The sequence below is a fragment of the Rhizobium vallis genome, from assembly GCF_003985155.1.
GTDB lineage: Bacteria > Pseudomonadota > Alphaproteobacteria > Rhizobiales > Rhizobiaceae > Rhizobium > Rhizobium vallis.
Map to the genome: position 1 here is coordinate 795,310 of NZ_ML133686.1, position 18,767 is coordinate 814,076.

Annotated in this window: 22 protein-coding genes; 8 read left to right on the forward strand and 14 right to left on the reverse strand. The window is 61.8% G+C overall.

Going from position 1 to position 18,767, the window contains the following annotated elements:
- Window positions 1-11 precede the first annotated feature (11 nt).
- Entirely contained in the window at window positions 12-509 is a 498-nt protein-coding gene (locus EFQ99_RS03905; RefSeq protein ID WP_126919326.1) for a YciE/YciF ferroxidase family protein, read from the reverse strand.
- A 145-nt stretch (window positions 510-654) separates the two neighbouring features.
- On the opposite strand from EFQ99_RS03905, the gene EFQ99_RS03910 reads away from it, so the two are divergent.
- On the forward strand, window positions 655-1,272 hold the full coding sequence (locus tag EFQ99_RS03910) for a hypothetical protein (RefSeq protein WP_126919327.1): 618 nt from the start codon (window positions 655-657) through the stop codon (window positions 1,270-1,272).
- 8 nt (window positions 1,273-1,280) lie between these two features.
- Here EFQ99_RS03910 and EFQ99_RS03915 read toward each other — a convergent pair whose 3' ends face one another.
- Together EFQ99_RS03915 and EFQ99_RS03920 are read right to left on the reverse strand one after the other, a co-directional pair.
- Window positions 1,281-1,724, reverse strand: coding sequence for a GNAT family N-acetyltransferase (locus EFQ99_RS03915; RefSeq protein WP_126919328.1), 444 nt, complete (start codon window positions 1,722-1,724; stop codon window positions 1,281-1,283).
- Window positions 1,725-1,738: 14 nt separating this feature from the next.
- Window positions 1,739-2,686 carry an aldo/keto reductase gene (locus EFQ99_RS03920; RefSeq protein ID WP_126919329.1) on the reverse strand — a complete coding sequence of 316 codons (948 nt, stop codon included), beginning with the start codon at window positions 2,684-2,686 and terminating at the stop codon, window positions 1,739-1,741.
- Between the two features lie 237 nt (window positions 2,687-2,923).
- Between EFQ99_RS03920 and EFQ99_RS03925 the strand changes: the two genes are divergently transcribed.
- Window positions 2,924-3,910, forward strand: a complete 987-nt coding sequence (locus tag EFQ99_RS03925) for a Gfo/Idh/MocA family protein (protein ID WP_126919330.1) — start codon at window positions 2,924-2,926, stop codon at window positions 3,908-3,910.
- Here EFQ99_RS03925 and EFQ99_RS03930 read toward each other — a convergent pair whose 3' ends face one another.
- Together EFQ99_RS03930 and EFQ99_RS03935 are read right to left on the reverse strand one after the other, a co-directional pair.
- On the reverse strand, window positions 3,911-4,288 hold the full coding sequence (locus tag EFQ99_RS03930; RefSeq protein WP_126919331.1) for a GtrA family protein: 378 nt from the start codon (window positions 4,286-4,288) through the stop codon (window positions 3,911-3,913).
- A complete protein-coding gene (locus EFQ99_RS03935; RefSeq protein ID WP_126919332.1) occupies window positions 4,285-5,292 on the reverse strand; it encodes a glycosyltransferase in 1,008 nt (335 codons plus the stop codon). The genes EFQ99_RS03930 and EFQ99_RS03935 overlap by 4 nt, the downstream gene beginning before the upstream one ends.
- A 160-nt stretch (window positions 5,293-5,452) precedes the next feature.
- Between EFQ99_RS03935 and EFQ99_RS03940 the strand changes: the two genes are divergently transcribed.
- Window positions 5,453-7,297 carry a hypothetical protein gene (locus tag EFQ99_RS03940; RefSeq protein WP_126919333.1) on the forward strand — a complete coding sequence of 615 codons (1,845 nt, stop codon included), beginning with the start codon at window positions 5,453-5,455 and terminating at the stop codon, window positions 7,295-7,297.
- 26 nt (window positions 7,298-7,323) lie between these two features.
- Here EFQ99_RS03940 and EFQ99_RS03945 read toward each other — a convergent pair whose 3' ends face one another.
- Window positions 7,324-7,566: a hypothetical protein gene (locus EFQ99_RS03945; RefSeq protein WP_126919334.1), complete on the reverse strand. Its 243-nt coding sequence runs from the start codon at window positions 7,564-7,566 to the stop codon at window positions 7,324-7,326.
- Window positions 7,567-7,908: 342 nt separating this feature from the next.
- On the opposite strand from EFQ99_RS03945, the gene xseA reads away from it, so the two are divergent.
- Both xseA and EFQ99_RS03965 read left to right on the forward strand, forming a co-directional pair.
- On the forward strand, window positions 7,909-9,489 hold the full coding sequence (xseA, locus tag EFQ99_RS03950; protein WP_126919335.1) for an exodeoxyribonuclease VII large subunit: 1,581 nt from the start codon (window positions 7,909-7,911) through the stop codon (window positions 9,487-9,489).
- A 354-nt stretch (window positions 9,490-9,843) separates the two neighbouring features.
- The gene (locus EFQ99_RS03965; protein WP_126919336.1) at window positions 9,844-10,434 is read left to right on the forward strand and encodes an NAD(P)H-dependent oxidoreductase; all 591 of its coding nucleotides are present in this window, start codon (window positions 9,844-9,846) and stop codon (window positions 10,432-10,434) included.
- Between the two features lie 47 nt (window positions 10,435-10,481).
- Here EFQ99_RS03965 and EFQ99_RS03970 read toward each other — a convergent pair whose 3' ends face one another.
- Entirely contained in the window at window positions 10,482-10,979 is a 498-nt protein-coding gene (locus EFQ99_RS03970) for a MarR family winged helix-turn-helix transcriptional regulator (RefSeq protein WP_126919337.1), read from the reverse strand.
- Between the two features lie 81 nt (window positions 10,980-11,060).
- Here EFQ99_RS03970 and EFQ99_RS03975 point away from each other — a divergent pair, with 81 nt between their 5' ends.
- The gene (locus tag EFQ99_RS03975) at window positions 11,061-11,984 is read left to right on the forward strand and encodes an EamA family transporter (RefSeq protein ID WP_126919338.1); all 924 of its coding nucleotides are present in this window, start codon (window positions 11,061-11,063) and stop codon (window positions 11,982-11,984) included.
- Here the strand turns inward: EFQ99_RS03975 and EFQ99_RS03980 are convergent.
- The gene (locus tag EFQ99_RS03980) at window positions 11,932-13,185 is read right to left on the reverse strand and encodes an aminopeptidase (RefSeq protein ID WP_126919339.1); all 1,254 of its coding nucleotides are present in this window, start codon (window positions 13,183-13,185) and stop codon (window positions 11,932-11,934) included. The two genes, EFQ99_RS03975 and EFQ99_RS03980, sit on opposite strands and share 53 nt — an antisense overlap.
- A gap of 127 nt (window positions 13,186-13,312) precedes the next feature.
- Window positions 13,313-13,996, reverse strand: a complete 684-nt coding sequence (locus EFQ99_RS03985; protein ID WP_126919340.1) for a glutathione S-transferase family protein — start codon at window positions 13,994-13,996, stop codon at window positions 13,313-13,315.
- A gap of 101 nt (window positions 13,997-14,097) precedes the next feature.
- Between EFQ99_RS03985 and EFQ99_RS03990 the strand changes: the two genes are divergently transcribed.
- Window positions 14,098-14,541, forward strand: a complete 444-nt coding sequence (locus EFQ99_RS03990) for a MarR family winged helix-turn-helix transcriptional regulator (protein WP_126919341.1) — start codon at window positions 14,098-14,100, stop codon at window positions 14,539-14,541.
- Here EFQ99_RS03990 and ybaK read toward each other — a convergent pair whose 3' ends face one another.
- The 4 genes from ybaK to EFQ99_RS04010 all read right to left on the reverse strand — a co-directional run bounded on the left by ybaK (window position 14,542) and on the right by EFQ99_RS04010 (window position 17,231).
- A complete protein-coding gene (ybaK, locus tag EFQ99_RS03995; RefSeq protein WP_126919342.1) occupies window positions 14,542-15,015 on the reverse strand; it encodes a Cys-tRNA(Pro) deacylase in 474 nt (157 codons plus the stop codon).
- Between the two features lie 3 nt (window positions 15,016-15,018).
- Window positions 15,019-15,369 (reverse strand): ArsC family reductase, encoded by a 351-nt coding sequence (locus EFQ99_RS04000; protein WP_126919343.1) that lies wholly within the window; start codon window positions 15,367-15,369, stop codon window positions 15,019-15,021.
- Between the two features lie 129 nt (window positions 15,370-15,498).
- A complete protein-coding gene (locus EFQ99_RS04005; protein WP_126919344.1) occupies window positions 15,499-16,560 on the reverse strand; it encodes a M14 family metallopeptidase in 1,062 nt (353 codons plus the stop codon).
- A gap of 74 nt (window positions 16,561-16,634) precedes the next feature.
- On the reverse strand, window positions 16,635-17,231 hold the full coding sequence (locus tag EFQ99_RS04010; RefSeq protein WP_126919345.1) for a 2'-5' RNA ligase family protein: 597 nt from the start codon (window positions 17,229-17,231) through the stop codon (window positions 16,635-16,637).
- Window positions 17,232-17,399: 168 nt separating this feature from the next.
- On the opposite strand from EFQ99_RS04010, the gene EFQ99_RS04015 reads away from it, so the two are divergent.
- Window positions 17,400-17,963, forward strand: a complete 564-nt coding sequence (locus tag EFQ99_RS04015; protein ID WP_126919346.1) for a methylated-DNA--[protein]-cysteine S-methyltransferase — start codon at window positions 17,400-17,402, stop codon at window positions 17,961-17,963.
- 20 nt (window positions 17,964-17,983) lie between these two features.
- On the opposite strand, the gene EFQ99_RS04020 is transcribed toward EFQ99_RS04015, so the two are convergent.
- Window positions 17,984-18,718, reverse strand: coding sequence for an SDR family oxidoreductase (locus EFQ99_RS04020; protein ID WP_126919347.1), 735 nt, complete (start codon window positions 18,716-18,718; stop codon window positions 17,984-17,986).
- Window positions 18,719-18,767 lie beyond the last annotated feature (49 nt).

The window sequence follows — 18,767 nt, forward strand, 5'->3', positions numbered from 1 at the left end:
CCATCATTGCGTCAGGCAGCCTTTGCCTTCTGGTTCGCGGCTGTGGTGGCAAGTTGGGAGAGGATCTTGTCGGTCGCCGTCTCCTCCTGCAGCGTCTGGTCAAGCAGGCCGACGACGTCCTTGAGGCCGAGCGTCGCGGCCCAGGTCTTCAGCGTGCCGTAGCGGGCGATTTCATAATGCTCGACGGCCTGGGCAGCCGAGATCAGGCCGGCATCCAGCGCCGGCGTACCCTTGAATTCATCCATGATTTCCTCGCCCTCGGCGATGATGCCCTGGATCGCTTCACAGGTCTTGCCCTGAGCGCGTTTGCCGATCTTGTCGAAAACCTGTTGCAGGCGCTCGACTTGGCCTTCGGTCTGCTCGCGATGCTTCTCGAAACCCGCCTTCAGTTCGGGGGATTGCGCCGCACGCGCCATTTTCGGCAGGGCGCGCAAAATCTGCCGTTCGGCAAAATAGATGTCCTTCAGCGTGTCGTAGAAGAGATCTTCCAACGTCTTTTCCTTGGCCATTTTCTCGATCCTTGTTCTGGGAACGGCCGCGAATGCGGCGACACTGTAAGAAGTGAAGATTGCCCAAATTGTTCCCGATCGATTTCGGGTGGACGGGAAATGCGCTCGGGGCGATGATCCCGCCGCCGATGCGGAGGGTGACATCATGCGAAAGCCGGGTTCGATGAAGGGGCTGGAGGATCTTGGCCGCGTGCGGCTGTCGCAAAACTTCTTCCTGCGCGATTTCCTGCATTCCGAAATCGCCGATTTCTACGGCATTCCCAATATCCCCGAGGATCCCGATCTGGCAATCGAGGCGGGTAGGAGGCTCTGCGAGGAGTTGCTGGAGCCGCTGGAAGCGACGTTCGGGCGTCTGCATATCCGCTCCGGTTATCGTTCGCCTGGGGTGAACAGGTTCGGCAACGAGAACAATCTGAACTGTTCGACCAATGCCGCCACCGCGGCGCATCACATCTGGGATATGAGGGACTTTGACGGCTGCATGGGCGCTGCGGTCTGTATTGCCGTACCGTGGATGGTCGACCGCTACAGCGACGAAAGCGATTGGCAGCGGCTCGCCTGGTGGATTCACGACCACCTGCCTTATGCCTCTCTCTGCTTCTTCCCGAAGCTCTGGGCCTTCAATATCCAGTGGCATGAACGGCCGAAGCGGGTGATCCAGAGTTATGTAAGTCCGCGCGGCATCCTCACCAAGCCCGGCATGGCGAACTGGGAAGGCGACCACGCTGCTTTCTACGAGGGCTTTCCCCCGCTCAGGAACTGATGCGGTGCTCAAAAGCTGATGCGGTAGCGGATATGGCCGTCGCTTTCGACATAGCTGTCGTAGAGCGCCCGGGCCGTCTTGTTGTCTTCGCTCGTATGCCAGTAGAGCCGCGACCAGCCCTTCGCCTTGCCGAGGGCGACGAGGTCGTCAATCAACGCCCGTCCGATGCCTTTCCCGCGTGCATCCGGATCGACGAAGAGGTCTTCGAGATAGCAGTCCTTGCCGCGGATCCATGTGCCCTCATGCGTGAGGTAGAGCGCAAAGCCCATCACCCTGCCATCGACATCGGCGATACGCATGGCGATCGCCGACGCCGGATCGAAGACCCGGCGCCATGTCTGATCGGTGATATCGGCATCGACCGTGACCTCGTAAAAGGCGAGATAGGCAGCCCAGAGTTCGCGCCAGCGGGTTTCGTCCTCGGGGCGGGCATCGCGTATCGTCACGGTCATGGGCTCTTCTCTTTTCAGGCGCCGGCTTCGTCGAGCAGCGTCATCGCTTCCTCAGAAAGCGAAAGTGTCGCTGATTTCACCAGGCTTTCAAGCTGTGAAAGGCTGGTGGCGCTGGCAATCGGCGCCGTCACGCCCCGCTTGCGCAGCAGCCAGGCAAGCGAGATTTCTGCGGGCTTCGCGCCGGTTTCAGCCGAAACCTTGTCGAGCGCGGCGAGAATGCGCAGGCCCTTGTCGTCGAGATATTGCGAGACGCGGCCCTCGCGTGCGCGGCCTTGGGTATCGGCCTTGCTGCGGTATTTGCCTGTGAGGAAACCGGCTGCGAGGCTGAAATAGGTGATGACGCCGACGTCTTCCCTGACGCAGAGTTCGGCGAGCGGCCCCTCGAAGCTGGTGCGTTCGTAGAGATTATATTCCGGCTGCAGTACGTCGTAACGCGGCAGGCCAGCCTTGTCGGCGGCGCCGAATGAGGCCTGGAGCAGCTTTGCATCGTAATTCGAGCAACCGATCGCGCGGATCTTGCCCTGCTGCTTCAGCTTGGCAAAGGCGCCGAGCGTTTCCTCGTGCGGCGTATCGGCGTCCGGCCAGTGCGAGAGATAGAGGTCGATATAGTCGGTCTGTAGCCGGCTGAGCGAATCCTCGATTGCCTTCAGGATATAGCTCTCTTTCAGCGTCTTTCCCTGTCCCATGTCCGAGCCGACCTTGGTGACGATCACAGCCTTGTCGCGGGAAACTCTCGCCTGTTTCAGCCAACGCCCGATGATCTCCTCGGAATCGCCGCCCTTGTTGCCGGGAACCCACGCCGAATAGACATCAGCCGTGTCGATCGTGTTCAGCCCCGCATCGAAGAAGGCGTCGAGAATGGCGAAGGATGTTTTCTCATCGGCCGTCCAGCCGAAGACATTGCCGCCGATGACGATCGGCGCGACCGAAAGACCTGTTTTTCCAAGCCGACGCGTTTCCATGAGGCTCTCCAAAATCGCTGTTTATGTGAAATCGCGGATACGGGAGAACGCCGTCCCGCAGCATGATGCCGAAAAGTGTGAGTGGTTTCGGACGACATCGTGCTCTGATCATTTCAGCGTAACCTAGCGCGATCCGGACAGGAGGGAAGCCAAGTTTCCGTGATTTCAGCTTGCGCCATTGCGCCGCAGGGGAGGCCTGAATATGGTTCGCGGACATCAGCTTTGGGAGATTGGATCATGTTGCGTTTCGGTATCATTTCAACGGCGAAGATCGGCCGCGACAATGTCGTTCCAGCAATCCAGGATGCGGAGAACTGCGTCGTCTCCGCGATCGCCAGCCGCGACCTCGCGCGTGCAAGGGAGATGGCCGACCGCTTCTCCGTGCCACACGCCTTCGGCTCCTATGAGGAGATGCTGGCCTCCGACACCATCGACGCCGTCTATATCCCGCTGCCCACCTCGCAGCATATCGAGTGGTCGATCAAAGCGGCAGATGCCGGCAAGCACGTGCTCTGCGAGAAGCCGCTGGCGTTGAAGGCTGCCGAGATCGACGCCGTGATCGCCGCCCGGGACCGCAACGGGGTCGTGGTCACCGAAGCCTATATGGTCACCTACTCACCGGTCTGGCAGAAGGTGCGCGCGCTGATCGACGAGGGCGCGATCGGTTCGCTCCGGCATGTCCAGGGCGCCTTTACCTATTTCAACCGCGACCCCGCCAACATGCGCAACGTTCCCGAGCTCGGCGGCGGCGGCCTTCCCGATATCGGCGTCTATCCCGTCATGAGCACCCGTTTTTCCACCGGTAAGGAACCGCTCCGGATCCAGGCGATCACCGAGCGCGATCCGGATTTCGGCACGGATGTCTATTCGAGCGTCAAGGCCGATTTCGGCGATTTCGAGCTGAGCTTCTATATCTCCACGCAGATGGCCAACCGCCAGATCATGGTCTTCCACGGCACCGACGGCTACATCGAGGTCAAGTCGCCGTTCAACGCCAATCGCTGGGGACCCGAAGAGATCGAGCTTGCCGACCGCAGCCACAATGAATCGCGCATCTTCCGCTTCCAGGACAGCCGCCAGTACCGGCGTGAGGTCGAGGCCTTCGCCAGGGCGGTGAAGAACGGCAAGGAAGAGATCGTCACGCTCGAAAATTCGAAGCTGAACCAGAAGGTGATCGACGCGATCTACCGCGCCAGCGACAAGGACGGCTGGGAAGCGGTTTGATCACCCTGCACGGAAGACGAAGCGCGAATAGCCGAAGAAACTGAGGAGCATCGAGGCGAGGGTAGCGATCACCATGGCCGCAAGCGGCTGAAGTGCAGGCAGCGACAGCAGAAGGGCGGAATAGAGCCCGTAATTGACGAGCGCTGCCGTTACCCCGACCGAGCCGTAGCGGAAACCTTCGGCGGCAAGCGAACGGCCGGAGCGATCGAAGGTGAAGCTCCGGTTGAAAGCCCAGGTCGCCGCCATCGCGAAGGCGATTGCGATGAGCCGCGCCAGGAAAGGGCCGAGCGGCGTCAGCGCCAGCAGCGCCGACAGGATGCCGGCATCGATGACGAAGCCAATGCCGCCGGCGATCGCGAAGTGGACGAGCTTCTTCATGCCGCATCCGCCTTGCCGCGGCCAGCGCGGGGTGCTGGCGCTATTTCGCCGACCGGCGGTTTTGCGGCGCTCGGCGTCTCCAGGCTCATATAGTGGATGCGCAGTTGCTCGGCGCGGGCGCGCGCGACGGAATCGAGGATGACGCCCGCGGTAAACAGCATGAAGGAGATCATCATCAGCGCCATCGACAGCACCCAGGTCGGCATGCGGCTGACGAGGCCGGTCTGGAAATATTCCGCCAGCACCGGCGCCATGAATCCGAGGCTTGCCAGCATGAAGGCGGCGCTGATCGTGCTGAAGAAGGCGAAGGGCCGCGTTTCCTTCATCAGCATCGCGAACATCCAGAGGATCTTGCCGCCGTCGCGAAAAGTCGAAAGTTTGGAATGCGAGCCTTCCGGCCGGCGGCCATAGTCGAGTTCCAACTCGCTGACCGGCAGCTTCAGCCGGGAGGCATGCACGGACATTTCGGTTTCGATCTCGAAGCCGCCTGATACAGCCGGGAAACTCTTGACGAAGCGGCGCGAAAAGGCGCGGTAGCCGGAAAAGATGTCGGTGAAATCAGGGCCGAAAATCGTCCGGTAGAGCACGTTGAAAAGCCGGTTGCCGAGCGCGTGACCCTGACGGCCGGCATCGGCATGCACGCCACGGCGTGTGCCGACCACCATGTCGGCGCGCTCCGTCAGAAGCGTGCGCACCAGTTCCTCGGCATCGGCGGGCGCATAGGTCCCGTCGCCATCGGCGATGATGTAGATGTCGGCCTCGATGTCGGCAAACATGCGGCGCACGACGTGACCCTTGCCCTGGCGCCGCTCGCGCACGACATGCGCCCCGGCAAGCATCGCCTGCAATGCGGTCCCGTCAGTGGAGTTATTGTCGTAGACGTGGATCGCGGCATCCGGCAGCGTCGCCCGGAAACCCCGCACCACGGAGCCGATTGTCGCCGCCTCATTATAGCAGGGAAGGAGGACGGCTATATCAAGATTATCGGTACGCGATCGGGCCATGACTTTACTCGTTACACAAAAGCCGTGCCGAGCCTAAACCACTCGGCGTTAATAAGACCCTATGACGCAGGCAAAATCGGTGGCCGCCGCGAGCCGCTTTACACTTTCTTGATCGGCAACGGCTAAGGTTCGGCCATCTGGAAACGGACCGCTAACCAAGATGAACGCTGTGCAGCCGATCGCCATTGCATCCGCGACGGACGCCCCCCGGGGCGGAATACGCGGACTGCTGACACGTTTGTGGCCGATGGTCATCACCTACAGCATTGTTCTCGCCGCCATCATCATCGTCACAAGGCTTTCCAGCGCCACCGATTACGTCGGCCCGGACAATGATGATGGAATGCGTCTCGTCGAGGTCCGCGATTTTCTCGCCGGGCAGGGTTGGTTCGATCTGATGCAGTACCGCCTCGGCCTCGACGGCGGCACGATGATGCACTGGTCACGGCTGATCGACCTGCCGATCGCCTCGCTGATCTGGTTTTTCGGCCTGTTTGCGCCCCGTGAGACGGCCGAGGCGCTGGCGCTCGCCGTCTGGCCCGTATCGCTCATCCTGCCCGCGATGCTTGCGATGGCCGTTGCCGGCCGACGTATCGGCGATATCGCCGGCATGCATATCAGCCTCTTCCTGACCGGGCTTGCGATCTACACCGGAAATCGTTTTGCACCGGGCGCCATCGATCATCACAACGCGCAACTGGCGTTGGTGGCGACGATGACGGCGATGCTGCTGGATCCCCAGCGCCGCGGCTGGAGCTATGCGGTTGCCGGCATCGCCGCGGCCGTCGCCATCGCCATCGGTGCCGAAACGACGCCCTTCGTCGCCGCCGTTTGTCTGACGGTTGCCCTGCTCTGGGCATGGGAGGGCGAAGATTTCGCCGTCGCCGCCCAGTTCTTCGGGCTGGCTCTGGCGATTGCGATCAGCATTCTCTTCTTCGCGACGGTGCCACCGCGGCTCTATTCGATGGTCACCTGTGATAATCTCTCGCTCGGTTATTATAGCCTGGCAGCAATCGGCGGCGGGCTTCTCCTGTTTTCCGCGGTTTTTGCGAGCCGGCTCACCCGCCCCATGCGTTTTGCGGCACTGGCCGTCGTCGGTGCCGGTGTTCTCGGTTCGGCAATGGTGATCGCGCCGCAATGCCTGAGCGATCCGCTGGCCAGTCTCGATCCGATGCTGGTCGAACTCTGGTTGAGAAACATTTCCGAAGCGAAGTCGATTTTCGCCCTGGTGCGCACCGAACCCTTCGATATCGGCGCTTTCTATGCGGCTGGCCTGTTCGGGATCGCTGTCTGCATCTTCCGCATCATCAAGCGCGACCGCATTCAGATCCATCTGATCCTGTTTCTGCTGCTCGCCATCAGCTGGGCGATCGCACTGGTCCAGGTGCGCGGGTCAACCTTCTCGAACCTGCTCTCCATCCTGCCGCTTGCCCTGTTGATCATCGATATCAGGCGCATCTCCAACAGCGACAGTGAGAATGTCGCCGCTGCCTTCGTCTATGTGGTGACGGTGCTTGCAAGCGTTCCTGCGGCCTGGGCGGTCGGCGGCGGACTTCTCTCGCTGCAGATGGAAAATGACGTGCAGAAAAAGCCGGCCGAACCGGCAAAGGAGCATTCCTGTTCATCGAAACAGGCGCTGGCGCCGCTTGACGGCCTTCCTGTTGGACTGGTCTCAGCACCCTCGGAAATGGGCGTCTCGATTCTCCGCTTCACGCCGAACCGGGTTCTCTCCGCACCTTATCACCGCAATCAGGGCGGCATGCTGACGGAACTGCATATCGGTATGGCGGAGCCGCAGGAGGCGGAAGCCTTTCTGAAGGGCGCGGGTGTCACGACGCTTGCCTTCTGCCGGGATGATCCGCAGACGCGCCAGCTCGCCAAGCTGAAGCCGGATGGTCTTTATGCGCAACTCGGTAAGGGGAATATTCCGCCCTATCTGGAGCCGCTTCCGAAAGCGGCGGATGCAGGCGTACAATTCTTTCGCTATCGGCCGGCGGCGAATTGACGCCGGCAATTTTCACGACGGGTTCGTTATTGAGAAACGCGCAATGCGCGAAGACGCGCGCTGGCATAGAGCCCGAGGACGAAGAGAATAAGGCCGCCATTGTAGCCCAGGATGGCGTAAACGAGCGCCAGAAGTGACACCGGTCCAGGCGAGCATATTGCCGCCAGCGCGAAAGTCATCCCGATCAGCGCGGCGATCAACGCGATCGCGGCGGCCGAACGCATTTGCCCGGCGCTGATGCCCAATGCTGCTGCCGTAAGAATAATCATTTCAGCACCCTTCCCGAAGAGAACGAGGGGAAGCATAGGAAGCGCCAACTAACAAAGATTTACCGGCCATCATTGCCGAAAAGCCTTTGCATTGCGGTGGTTAGCAATCTCTTTCGGGTAAAACGCAAAGTCTAACTATGCGTTCCGCAACAAAACGAATTTACTCGATTTTATTGATTGTTTTCTGAGCTGCAACGAATGCCTGTACAGGACGCCAGGAAGCAACCACGCTCGACGCAACGGCGGAGAATCCTCCCGCCCGGGATCTTAACGGCTGGGAAAATCGGTTCCGATGCCCGTGCCGACCTTCCCGTTCCCAGCGGATGGACATAGAAAGAAGGGATGAGCAACGTCTTCGACAGCGATTCGCCGACCAACCTTGCCGAATATTCGGTTTCGGAGCTTTCCGGCTCGATCAAGCGCACCGTCGAAACGGCCTTCGATCAGGTTCGCGTGCGCGGCGAAATCTCAGGCTATCGCGGGCCGCATTCCTCGGGACATGCCTATTTCTCGCTGAAGGACGATCGCGCCCGTATCGACGCCGTCATCTGGAAGGGCACATTCTCGCGCCTGAAATTCCGCCCGGAAGAGGGTATGGAAGTCATTGCCACCGGCAAGGTCACCACCTTTCCCGGCTCCTCGAAATATCAGATCGTCATCGAGACGCTGGAGCCAGCAGGCGCCGGCGCGTTGATGGCGCTGATCGAGGAGCGCAAGCGCAAGCTCGGGGCCGAAGGCCTGTTCGATGCCGCCCGCAAGAAACGGCTGCCTTTCATGCCCAAGGTGATCGGCGTCGTCACCTCGCCGACCGGCGCCGTGATCCGCGATATTCTTCACCGCATCTCCGATCGTTTCCCCGTTCACGTCATCGTCTGGCCGGTGAAAGTGCAGGGGGAGGGCTCCGGCGAGGAAGTGGCAAACGCCATCCGCGGCTTTAACGCGATGGAGCCGGCCGGCGCCATCCCGCGTCCTGACGTGCTGATTGTTGCGCGCGGCGGCGGCAGCCTGGAAGATCTCTGGAGCTTCAACGACGAAATCGTCGTGCGTGCAGCGGCCGAAAGCCAGATACCGCTGATTTCGGCCGTCGGTCACGAGACGGACTGGACGCTGATCGACTATGCCGCCGATATTCGGGCGCCGACGCCGACGGGGGCGGCGGAAATGGCAGTGCCTGTTAAGGCCGAGCTGGAAGCGCAGGCGGCCGCTCTTGCCGCCCGCCTGCAGGGCTGCATGAACCGCCAGATGGATCAGCGCCGCCAATCCGTACGCGCCCTGATGCGGGCATTGCCGTCGCTCGACCAGTTGCTGGCGCTGCCCCGCCGTCGGTTCGACGAGGCCGCTGCAGGCCTCGGCCGTGGGCTGGAACTCAACACGATCAACAAGCGCCGCGGTTTCGAGCGTGTCGCCTCGCATCTTCGCCCTGATGTGCTCTCCAATCGCATCGCCGAGCGGCGCCAGCTTCTGAACGAGCGGATGGCGCGGGCCGAACGCACCGTCGAGCGCCTGCTTGATCGTTCGAAGTCCCGCATCGGCCGCGCCGAAGCAATCCTCACCTCGCTGCCCGGGCGGCTGAAGACCCAGACCGATCGCGGCCGCGAGCGGCTCGGCAATCTTTCGCGCCATGCCGATACGGCGATCCGCCATCAGTTGACCCGCGCCCGCGCCGAGCTTTCCGCGCAGGACCGTGTCCTGCAGTCGCTGTCCTACAAGAACGTGCTGAAACGCGGCTACGCCGTCATTCGCGACGAGGATGACAGGCCGGTCTCGCAGGCTTCAGCACTCTCCGCCGGCATGGGCATCGCCATCGAATTCGCCGACGGTCGCGTCGGCGCCATGACCACGGAAGGCGGCGCACCGCCCGCCGGCGCCAAGAAGCGCAGCGCAAAACCCGCGGACCCGACGAAACAGGGAAGCCTGTTCTAGAGCCTTTCCGGGTTAGATTGCAGCATTCTGCCGGAGCAGGTTTTCGTCAGGGCAAAGGCGATTGGCGAAGGGCATACCCCTTGGTACGTCCGAGCCGATCGCCTTTGATCCTGGCGGAAAGATGCCCGGCCCACCGGCCGCACCGCTTCGCCATGGCGAAGCGATAAGTGCGTCCGGCGAATTTAAGTCTTGCAGATTTGCCTCGCAAATCTGCGGGAGGTTGGCTGAAACGGGCCGCTTGATCGACCGGCCGGCTTGGCGTAGAGCTGGGCTACGACGCGCGCCGGCCGGTCGACCATCCGACTCCGTTTGAGCCAACAGAATGCTTCAATCTAACCCGGAAAGGCTCTAACAATGCGGATCCTGCTGGTACTTGCCCATCCGCTCCCGGAAAGTTTTGCCGCCTCGGTGGCGCGCACCGCCCGCGAAGCACTGGAAGCCTCCGGTCATGTCGTCGATCTGCTCGATCTCTATGCCGAGGACTTCGATCCGCGCCTCCCCGAAGCCGAGCGCCGCGGCTATTCCGACACGCCCTACGACACCTCGGCCGTTGCCGATATCGTTGCCCGGCTGAGGGCGGCTGAAGGTCTCGTCCTCGTCTTTCCGCAGTGGTGGTTCAATTTCCCGGCCATCCTGAAAGGATTCTTCGATCGCATCTTCGCGCCCGGCGTGGCCTTCACCCATGATGCCGCCGGCGGCCGCATCGTGCCTGAGCTCACCAATATCAGGCTACTCTACGCGCTGACGACGACGGGTTCGCCGTGGTGGCTGGCGCAGCTCTATATGGGCAATCCCGTGCGTCGCCTGCTGAAGCGCGGCATTGCCGCTTTCTGCTCGAAGAAGCTCGCCTTCCGCATGCTGAGCCTGCACGACATGGATCGCACGACGGAGGGTAGGCGCAAGGCGCATCTGGAACGCGTCCGCAAGGCGCTCGCCGCTGTCTAGGGCCTTTCCTGGTCAGAATGCTTCAATCTGACCAGGAAAGGCTCGTACTATTCGAAATCGGACAGAAATTTCTTGAGCAGCCGGTCGAATTCGACCTTGTCTTCGGCTGTCAGGTTGCGTGTCAACCGCTGCTGATTTGCGACGTGGGCGCCGACCGCTTCCTCCACGGTCGCAAGCCCCTTCTCGGTCAGTACGATTAGTACGCTGCGCCTGTCCTCGGGATTGAGCAAACGCTCGACGAAGCCGGCTTTTTCGAGCTGGTCGATCCGGTTCGTCATCGTGCCGGAACTGACCATGGTCATTTCAAGCAAGTCTCCCGGCGAAAGCTGGTAGGGGACGCCGGAGCGGCGAAGGGTGGCCAGCACATCGAAGGACGAGGTGGAAAGCCCGTGCCGCGCCAGCACGGTTTCGACTTCGCGGCCGAGATGGGTGCCGAGGCGCTTCAAGCGCCCGAGGATCCCCATTGGCTCAACGTCGAGGTCGGGCCGCTCGCGCCGCCATTGCGCCAGGATTCTGTCGACGTGATCTTGTTCTTCTTCGGCCATGGTCCATCGATATCAGTGGATATCTTGACGTCAAGATGAAATGCGCTATTCTCAGTTTATCTTGATGTAGAGATTCTTGAGATGAAGAAAAATACCGCATATGCCGCCGACGTGCTGACGACCGCCGTCGCGCCTGCCATCTGGGGCAGCACCTATTTCATCACTACGTCGTTCCTGCCGCACGGCTATCCGCTGACGGTCGCCATGCTGCGCGCCCTGCCGGCCGGCCTGCTTCTGCTGCTGATCGTCCGGAGGCTGCCGACAGGCGTCTGGTGGGGCCGCGCCTTCATTCTCGGTGCGCTGAACTTCTCGTTCTTCTGGGCGATGCTGTTCGTCTCGGCCTATCGCCTGCCGGGTGGCGTGGCGGCCACGGTCGGCGCCGTGCAGCCGCTGATCGTCATTGCATTGTCGCGACTCTTCCTCGGCAAGCCGATCCGCGTCCTTGCCGTCATTGCCGGCCTGATCGGCATATCAGGCGTCGCACTGCTGGTGCTGACGCCGAATGCGACGCTCGATCCCGTCGGAGTCGCCGCCGGTCTCGCCGGCGCCGTCTCCATGGCCTTCGGCACGGTGCTCACCCGCCACTGGCAGCCGCCCGTCTCCAGCCTGACCTTTACGTCGTGGCAATTGACCGCGGGCGGCATCCTGCTCGTGCCCGTCGCCTTGCTGCTGGAGCCAGCGCTTCCCTTGCCGACGGCCGCCAATATCTTCGGCATCGCCTGGCTTGGCCTCATCGGCGCGGCCTTTACCTATCTGCTGTGGTTCCGCGGCCTGTCCCGCATTGAGCCCTCGGCCGCGGCTTCGCTCGGCTTCCTCAGCCCTGTCGTTGCGACCCTGCTCGGCTGGCTGGCGCTTGGCCAGAGCCTGACGCCAGCCCAGCTTGCCGGCTTTGCCATGGTGCTGGTCAGCGTCTGGCTCAGCCAGCGCAGCCTGATGCCGAAGGCGGACGGTGTTAGGCCCACTCGCCCTGCCGCATCACCGGAACCCGCGCGCCGTCCGGCTTGATGCCGTCGATATCGACCTTGTCTGAACCGATCATCCAGTCGATATGGATCAGGCTGGAATTGCCACCCTGTGCCTTGATCTGTTCCTGGCTCAGTTTCGCGCCATCAAGGAAGCACTTGGAATAGCACTGGCCGAGCGCGATGTGGCACGAGGCGTTTTCATCGAACAGCGTGTTGTAGAACAGGATGCCGCTGGCCGAGATCGGCGAGGAATGCGGCACCAGCGCCACTTCACCGAGCTGGCGTGCGCCCTCGTCGGTATCGAGTACCTTGTTCAACACTTCTTCGCCACGTGAGGCCTTGGCCTCGACGATGCGGCCGCCCTCGAAACGTACCTGGATATTGTCGATCAGCGTGCCTTGGTGCGAAAGCGGCTTGGTGCTCGAAACATGGCCTTCCACACGCAGCGCATGCGGCGTGGTGAACACTTCCTCGGTCGGGATGTTCGGGTTGCAGGTGATGCCGTTCTTGGCGGTGGAAGCGCCGCCATGCCATTCGTGCCCGTCGGCAAGGCCGACCGTCAGGTCCGTGCCCGGTCCCTTGAAATGCAGCGAGGCGAAGCGTTCGCCGTTCAGCCAGGCGGAACGCTTGGCAAGGTTGGCATTGTGTTCGGCCCAGGCAGCGATGGGATCGCTGAGATCGACGCGCGAGGCAGCAAAGATAGCCTTGGCGAGCTTGGCGATCGCAATCGGTTCGGGATCGTTCGGGAAGACTACCTTCGCCCAGGACGGGTTGGGATAGGAGACGATGTTCCAGTTGATGTCGAAATTCGAGATCTTCTCAAGCGCCGGCTTGTAGGCGGTGGACATGGCGCGATTGGCGCGGCCGACCTTGCCGGCATCCTGCTCGGAGAGCAGCATCGGATTGTCGCCGGCGATGGCCAGACGCGCCGCACCATTGGTATAGGCCTTTGCCATGCCCTCGTAGAGCCAGCCGGAGGCGCGGTCGAAGCTTTCGTCATCGCCATACTGATAGCGCGCGAGCGTCGTTTCCTCGTCGGAATAGAAGGCGGTCACCAGCCCGGCGCCGGCCTGGTAGGCGTGTTTGGTGATGAGGCGCACGAGCGGCAGCGCCACGACGGGTGACGTGATCACCAAGTCCTGACCCTTCTGCAGCTGCAGGCCGACCTTGACGGCGACTTCCGCAAGCTTTTCCAGCTTGACGGGATCAACGGTGTTCTGGCTCTGGGGCATAAAAGTCATGGTTCAACCTGCCTTCTGTCATCGACGGTGGGAGGCTGGAAGACTTAGACCCGTTTGTGACGAAAATGAAGCGCGTCGCTGCCGAATTGAGCGGCCGGATAGAGACCCGGCCGCTTCGATGCACGCATCAAGCCGCGGTTGGCAGCCTGATCAGGATCGAGTTATGCTTCTCGAGGAATTCCCTCAGCCGCTGCTGATAGTCCTCACCGACGGCATTCCGCACGCTTGCGCGTTCGGACAGCGCCTTGCGCCAGCGCTTGACCCGCTCGAGCCCGTCAAAGATGCCGCTGTCTCCGAGCGTATCGAAGAGATCGAAGTAACGGAAGACAGGCGCGAAGACTGCGTCGACCAGGCTGAACTCCTCGCCGGCGAAATACGGCCCGTCCGCCAGCGCCCCTTCGAGCGTCGTGAATTTGGCAGTCAGTGCCTTACGCTTGGTTTCGAGCTGCTCGGCATCTTGTGCCGTTTCATAACCCCAGAGATCGGAAAGCACGGAAGAGCCGAATTCCATCCAGCCGCGATGGCGGGCCCGGGTCAGCGGATCGGCGGGGTGCAGGGCAGCACCCGATTGAGTTTCCTCGAGATATTCGCAGATGACGCTGCTTTCGAACAATACGGCCTCACTGCCGTCTTGTCCTTCGATCCGCAGCAGCGGCACCTTGCCGAGCGGCGAGATTTTCAGGAACCAGCCCGGCTTGTTGGCGAGATCGATATTGATGCGCTCGAACGGCACGCCCTTCTCGAGAAGCGCGATCGCGGCGCGCTGCACATAGGGGCAGAGATGATGGCTGATGAGGGTAAGCCTGCTCATGAAGGTCTCCTGCGGTTTGCAAAGGATCGGCTGGTTTAAGATCTATGCAAATGCATCTAATATCACTTGCGGCCAAATTCAAGATAGATGTAACTGCATTTATGTCGGAGAATATGCCAGAACCGAACGAAGCCGCCGTCTTGGCGTGGACGCGCATCATGCGCGCCCGCGAGCGGCTGCTTGCCGCGATCGAAACCGACTTCAAGACGGCCGGCATGCCGCCGCTCGCTTGGTACGACGTGCTTTGGGAGTTGGCGCGCTCGCAATCCGGCAGGCTGCGCCCCTATGAGATCGAGGAGCGGACATTGCTGGCGCAGTATAATCTTTCCCGCCTGCTCGACCGGCTGGAAGGAGAGGGCCTGGTCCGGCGCGAGGTCTTCGCTAGAGATGGACGCGGCCGCTGGGTGGTGATCACCGATGCAGGCCGAGAGCTTCGCGAGCGCATGTGGGCGGTCTATGGCAGATCGATAGAAACTCACATCGGCTGCAAGCTTGCCGAAAGCGAGGCGAAGACGATTGCCGGCCTGCTCGACCGCTTTCTCTGATCAGGCAATCAGCGGGGCGGCAACCGCCTTCAGCACCTTCAACGCGTCCTTCGGATCGAGCCTTACCTGCAGCCCGCGTTGCCCGCCATTGATATAGACGAGCAGTTCGCCAAGGGCGGCTTCTTCGATCGCCGTCGGCACGATCTTCTTCTGGCCGAACGGGCTGATGCCGCCGACATGATAACCGGTCAGCCGTTCGGCGTCGGCAGGCTTCATCATATTGGCCGACTTGCCGTGGAAGGCGCTCGCAAGCTTCTTCATGCTGACTTCGCGATCCGACGGCACGACGACGCAGACCGGCTTGCCGTCCACCTCCGCCATCAGTGTCTTCAGCACCCGGTGCGGCGCTTCACCGAGGGCTTCGGCCGCTTGCAACCCGACACGCTCGGCATTGGGATCGTAGTCATAGGTATGAACCGTGAAGGCGATACCAGCCTGGGAGAGAACCTGCGTCGCACGCGTGGTCTTGGACATCGCTCAGCCCTTGAACATACCCGCATAGATATCGGGTTTGAAGCCGATCAGCAGCTTCCCTTTCGTCTCCAGCACCGGCCGCTTGATCATCGACGGCTGATCCAGCATCAAAGCGATCGCCTTTTCCCGGGTCAGGTTCTCGCGGTCGGCATCGGGCAGCTTGCGGAAGGTGGTGCCGGCGCGGTTGAGCACCGTATCGAGGCCGGCTTCATCGATCCAGGCTTCGAGATGGGCGCGGTCGATACCCGATGCCTTGTAATCGTGAAACTCATGAGCGACGCCGTGCTCTTCCAGCCAGCCGCGGGCCTTCTTCATCGTGTCGCAATTCTTGATGCCATAGATGGTGACAGCCATGCTCAGATCGATCTCCGTGTGATGGCAGCGGGATAACATGCGCGCGGGCTGGCGCAAACGCCGTGTGCTGTTTTGTCCCCTTCGTTCCTCTTGATCCGCATCGAAAACTCGGGCGCAAAACCGCTCGCCTCAATTCTCCAGCGCGCCGGCCCTGCGCGAGGCTTTGCTCGGGCTGCTGCAGGCGATCTTCATCAGGTCGCCGCGCCGCCGCACCAGCCGGTCGGATCTTCGGGTCAGGATCAGCCCATCCTGCGGCGCGGTGAGATCGATGCTGCCGCCCGGCTGCCCCGGCCGGGTGACGATCGTCGCCAGAAGGTCGCCTTGCATTATTCTCTCGCCGATGTTGCAGTGAAAAAGCACGGCCCCGCCTTCGGGGGCGCGGACGATCTCGACATTGTCGAGCGGCACGGCCGGACCGGAAAATGCCGTTGCCAACGGCCTCCCGTCATTGACGATCCCGCGCGTCGCAAGGAAACGCCAAAGCCCTTCCGCATCTTTTTTTGCCAGTACCGGATCGACGTCGCGTTTGCCGCGCAGCTCGACGGTGACGGAGAGTTTGCCGGGCGGCCGGGATTGGCGTTCGCCGGGAATTTCGTACTTCCATGCAAAGCCGACCGCCTCCTCGAAGGCCGAACTTTCGCCATCCGAAAGCAGCACCGCCTCCATGTCGAGTGCAGCGGCAAGATCGGCCGCCTCCGGCCAGAAGGCCTCGTCGATATAGGCATATTGCAGGGATTCATCGTCGCAATGCAGGTCGATGACGAGATCGGCCCCGAGCGCCATGTGCAGCAGCTGCCGCTTCAATCTATCGGTAGCCGGGTAATCATTGAGGTCCTCGACCAAGGTGGCCCGATCGGCTATGGAGATCAGCGGGAAATCCCGATTGAAATTGGTGCGTGAGCCCAAGTCGAAACGGCCCTGCAGTTCGCCGAAATGCGACTGCGCTGCGCCGATCGGATTGGCGTGCGGTACGATGGTGATGTCGCCCGCGATGCCACCTTGGTTTTCCGCCTGCCGCAGCCTCTCGCATAGGAAATGCAGCAGCACCGTTCCCGGCAACTCGCCGGCATGCAGGGCGGCCTGGATATAGGTCTTCGGCGCCTTCGGATCGTGGCCCATAAAACGCAGCACCGGCAGCCGCCACTCGATTCCCGGCGTATCGCCTGGGATGATGATCTTTGAAACGTCCATGCTGATTTCGCTCCCGCCTGCAATCCCGAATAGGTCTTCTGAGCTTTATGCGCGGAAATTGCGCGAGTGCAAGCTCAGCCGAGCAGCGGCCAGCGATCCACGATCCGGTGTTCGGTTTTTCCGAGCAGGCTGTGGATCAGTAGGAATTCATGCGCCGTCCATGAAACCGGCGCGTCGAGGGTCGTCGGCGGGACGGTCTTGCGGTCGTAGAGCAGCGTCATATGCGGCGTGAAACTGCGGCTGATATTGTGTGGCAATTCCGTATTGTGCATGCCGACGCCCAGCTGGACATGCAGCCGCGTAAGCGGCTTCCGCCCGCCTTCACCGCAAAGGACCAGCGGCCGTGCCTTGCCCTCCCGCCTGAAGCTCATGATCCTGTCGAAGCTGATCGCGATCGGCGCGCCCTCCACCGTGGCGCCTGCCTGGCGTGCCGCAAACACCGCGTCCTCCGGCAGTTCGTCATAGTCGCCGACACCGATAACGCTCACATGCAGCGTCGAAAGCCGCGGTTTTGCGGACAGGGAGAAAGTGTTGCCATAGTCATCGGCGATCGCGGCCACCTGCTGCTCGATAGTCGCGGGAGGGCGGAGAGCAAAGAACAGCCGGTGTCCGCCGCGCCGCCGTCCAGGCTGGTTTGGGCCGTGGCCGAAGTCGAAGGGAATCTGGTTCATGGGCTGTCAGGTTGTCATCACCCGCCTCATCGTTCCAAAAGAACAAGGAAGGATAACCCGAGAGGACGGAATATCAAGAACAGAAAAAGAACGATCGCGCAAGAAACGGGTTGAAACAGCAGCCGCCCCGTACGATTTTGATGATACTTGAAACGCGGAGGCTGTGTCATGGCCCAGGCAGTACACCACTATCTCATCTTCGAAACCGCGGGCGGCTTTTGCGGCGTCGCCTGGAGCGACACGGGCATCACCCGCTTTCAGCTGCCGACCAAAACCGCGGAAGCGACCGAACGACTGCTGTTGCGCCGCCTGCCGGAGGCAGAACCCGGAACGCCGACGCCTGATGTGCTTGAGACGGTCGCCGCCGTGAAGCGTTATTTCCAGGGCGAGGAGACTGATTTCTCCGGCGTCGAGCTCGATCTTGCCGGCCAGGATGCCTTCTTCCGGGATATTTACGCCGCGGCAAGGCGCGTCGGCTGGGGTCGCACGACCACCTACGGCGCACTGGCGAAAGAACTCGGCGCCGGGCCGGAAGCTGCCCGTGATGTCGGCCAGGCGATGGCGAAGAACCCTGTCGCGCTGATCATCCCCTGTCACCGGGTGCTCGCCGCCGGCGGCAAGATCGGCGGCTTTTCCGCTCCCGGCGGCTCGTCATCGAAGACCCGGATGCTGGAACTCGAAGGCGTCCAGCTCGGTCCGCCGCCGCCCGCCCAGCAGTCGCTGGGTTTTTAGGCGGCGGCAATAGCTGATCCTCAGTAAGGGCTGGCCGTCGGCCGGATGATGATCTCGCTGACATCGACGTCGTCAGGCTGGCTGATGGCATAGAGGATCGAGTTGGTGACGGCCTCGGGGCTGATCGTGATCGCCCTGAACGCCTTCATCGCGTCCCGCGCGGTCGGATCGGTGATCGTGTCTGCCAGTTCCGATGTCGTCGTGCCGGGCGAGATCACGGTCACGCGGATGCGGTCGGTTTCCTGCCGCAGTCCGTCCGAGATCGCCCGGACCGCGAATTTCGTCGCGCAATAGACGGCGGCGGTTGGAGAGACGCTGTGGCCGCCGATCGACGACAGGTTGATGATCTGGCCGGATCCCTGTGCCTTCATGATCGGCAGGGCGGCCGCGATGCCATAGAGAACGCCCTTGATGTTGACATCGACCATTCGGTCCCACTCGTCGACCTTGAGGGCGTCGAGCGGCGAGAGCGGCATGACACCGGCATTATTGACGATCACGTCGAGCCGGCCGAACTCGGACCTGGCGAAACCAGCGAAGGTCTCCACCTGGGAACGGTCGGTGACATCAAGGTTTCGAAAGCGCACACTGCCGCCCTTGGCCTCGATTTCGGCGGCGAGCGCTTCCAGGCGGTCTGTGCGGCGCGCGCCGATCACCAGATGAGCGCCTGCGGCGGCCAGCACCTTTGCCGCTGCCTCTCCAATGCCGCTGCTGGCGCCGGTGATGGCGATGACTTTTCCTTTGATATCAGACATTTCGAGCTTCCTTCTCTGCTTTCCGGCCGTCAGACGCGGCCTGTGAGTC